Annotated in this window: 3 protein-coding genes; 2 read left to right on the top strand and 1 reads right to left on the bottom strand. The window is 71.4% G+C overall.

The genetic code is table 11. The annotated features are described in order from the left end of the window. The gene (locus tag KBX39_RS27990; RefSeq protein WP_210873385.1) at positions 1-1311 is read right to left on the bottom strand and encodes a serine hydrolase; all 1311 of its coding nucleotides are present in this window, start codon (positions 1309-1311) and stop codon (positions 1-3) included. Positions 1312-1409: 98 nt separating this feature from the next. Between KBX39_RS27990 and KBX39_RS27985 the strand changes: the two genes are divergently transcribed. Together KBX39_RS27985 and KBX39_RS27980 are read left to right on the top strand one after the other, a co-directional pair. Beyond that, positions 1410-1883 carry an NfeD family protein gene (locus KBX39_RS27985; RefSeq protein WP_030504273.1) on the top strand — a complete coding sequence of 158 codons (474 nt, stop codon included), beginning with the start codon at positions 1410-1412 and terminating at the stop codon, positions 1881-1883. 5 nt (positions 1884-1888) lie between these two features. After that, positions 1889-2803 (top strand): SPFH domain-containing protein (locus KBX39_RS27980; RefSeq protein ID WP_210873383.1); only part of this gene is annotated, 915 nt, incomplete at its 3' end.

Below are 2803 nucleotides of genomic sequence, written 5' to 3'. Positions count from 1 at the left end.
TTACGGGAGCTCGTCGGGGGTTCGGGTCAGGACGAAGGTGGCTATGTCCAGGGCTACCGGGGTGCCTGATTCGTCGCGGATCACCGTCAGGATCTCGCCGTCCTGGGAGCCTGCGCGGCCCCGCCACCGGTCCAGGCCCTCGCGGGTGAAGCGCAGCAGCGGTCTGCCGACCTGGCCGCCGACCAGGTCACCGGCGGCGTCGACGCGGAACTCGTACTCGCCGCCCATCCACCACCAGCGCCCGGTCAGCGCGGCCACGTCGGCGGCGGGCGGGCCGGCCGGGCGCCAGGGGGCGGGCGCGGCCGGTTCGGCGTCCAGCACCAGCGTGAGCGCCTCCCGGCCGAGCGCGCCGATGTGGTGGCCGCGCAGCCCGTACGAGTTGGCGAAGTTGACCACGGCGGTTCGGGTGGGCCGGTGCACGGCCAGGCCGGCGACGTACCCGGGCATGGATCCGCCGTGCCCGACGTACACCCGGTCGCCGACCCGGTAGAGCTCGATGCCGAGGCCGTGCCCGCCGGTCCACGAGTCGAGGTCGTTGATGACCATGGGGGCGCACGTCTCGGTGAGCGTGGCGGGGGAGAGCAGCGCCGGGTCCGGGTCGGCCAGGAACGTGGCCCAGCGGCCCAGGTCCTCGACCGTGGACCAGAGCTGGCCGGCCGGCGCCATCGCCGCGGTGTCGGTGCGCGGCTCCTCCCGCAGCGTCTCGTGCCAGGGGTGGACGACGTAGCCGCGGGCGTACGGCTCGGTGGGGTGGTACGTGGTGCGGCGCATGCCCAGCGGGGCCAGCAGCCGCTCGGTCAGCAGCTCCGCCCAGGGCGTGCCGGTGATCCGTTCCAGCGCGGCGCCGAGCAGCCCGTACGCCAGGTTCGAGTAGTGGTAGACGAAGTGCGGCGGGTAGGCGATCTTGTCCGGGGTCAGCCCGGCGAGCAGGGTGTCCAGGTCCGTGCCCCCGACCCGCTCCCACCAGTCGCCGTCCGGCTCGCGTTGCAGCCCGCTGACGTGGCCGAGGAGCTGGCGCACCGTCACCGAGCCGACCGGGGTGCCGGGCAGGTGGGCGTCCAGCGGGTCGTCCAGTGACAGCCGGCCGGCGTCGCGCTGCTGCATCACCAGCACCGCGGTCATCGTCTTGGTGATCGAGCCGATCCGGTACTGCAGGTCGGCGTCGGGGCGGGGCGTCTCACCGGCGACGGCGAGGTGCGCCAGCCGGCCGTCGCGGACCACGCCGAGAGCGAGCGAGGGGCCCCGCCCCTCGGCCTGGGCCCGGGCGACCAGCAGGTCCACCTGACGCGCGGTCTCGGGCAGCAGGGGCATCTCGTCCTCCTCGTCGGCGGTGGGCGCGGTACGCCGAGCCGAGCCTAGCGATCATGACAGTTCGATGACACGTGCGTTGACGTGTCAGGATTGTTCTCGTGGACGCCGTGTTCTGGATCGTTCTGGGTGTGGTATTGGCGGTCGCCGAGATCTTCACGACGACGCTCTTCCTGATCATGTTCGGGGTCGGGGCGTTCGCCGCGGCCGGCGCCGCGGCGCTCGGTGCGCCGGTGGCGCTGCAGGCGGTGATCTTCGCGGTGGTGTCGGCGTTGTCGGTGGCGGTGGTCCGTCCGGTGGTCCGGCGGCACGCGCGGCCGGCGATCGAGACCGGGGAGCAGCCGTTCGGGGTGGAGGCGCTGGAGGGGGCCACCGCTGTGGTCCTGGAGCCGGTCGACTCCGAGCGCGGGATGATCAAGATCGATGGTGAGCTGTGGACGGCCCGCTCGTACGACGCGACGCGCTCGTACGCCGAGGGTGAGCGGGTGCAGGTGATCAAGGTTCGGGGCGCTACCGCCCTGGTATGGCAGGACGACATTTCCACCCCGGGCGAGCTGCCCGAAGCGAAAAGGTGAACGGTATGGAGTTTCTGGCGATCCTGATGATCGCGGTGGCGTTGATCGGTGTGGTGACGCTGTTCAAGGCGGTGCGGATCGTGCCGCAGCAGCGGCAGGACGTGGTGGAGCGGCTGGGCCGGTACAAGCGCACGCTGAACCCGGGCCTGAACCTGCTGGTGCCGTTCGTCGACGCGGTGCGCACCAAGGTCGACATGCGCGAGCAGGTGGTCAGCTTCCCGCCCCAGCCGGTGATCACCTCCGACAACCTGGTCGTCTCGATCGACACGGTGCTCTACTTCAAGGTCGTCGACTCGGTTCGCGCCACCTACGAGATCTCCAACTTCCTCCAGGCCATCGAGCAGCTCACCGTCACCACGCTGCGTAACGTGATCGGCTCGCTGGACCTGGAGCGCGCGCTGACCAGTCGCGAGGAGATCAACCGGCACCTGTCCGGCGTGCTGGACGAGACCACCGGCCGCTGGGGCATCAAGGTGACCCGGGTCGAGATCAAGGCGATCGAGCCGCCGCCGAGCATCCGCGACTCGATGGAGAAGCAGATGCGCGCCGAGCGGGACCGCCGCGCCGCGATCCTCAACGCCGAGGGCCACAAGCAGTCGCAGATCCTCACCGCCGAGGGTGAGAAGCAGGCCGCGGTGCTGCGCGCCGACGGTGACCGGCAGGCCCGGATCCTCCAGGCGGAGGGCCAGGCCAAGGCGATCCGTACCGTCTTCGACGCGATCCACACCGCCAACCCGAGCCAGAAGGTGCTGGCCTACCAGTACCTCCAGGCGCTGCCGCAGATCGCCAACGGCACTGCCAACAAGGTCTGGATCGTCCCGACCGAGCTGACCAAGGCCCTGGAGGGCATGGGCGGCGCGCTGGGCGGGCTGGCCAACATGGCCGGCGACGTGCCGTCGCCGGAGGCCGCCCGCAGCGCC

The organism is Micromonospora sp. D75, assembly GCF_018070405.1.
Classification (GTDB): domain Bacteria; phylum Actinomycetota; class Actinomycetes; order Mycobacteriales; family Micromonosporaceae; genus Micromonospora; species Micromonospora chalcea.
The sequence above is the reverse complement of the archived record's forward strand: the minus strand, read 5'-3'. Positions and strand labels throughout refer to the sequence as shown.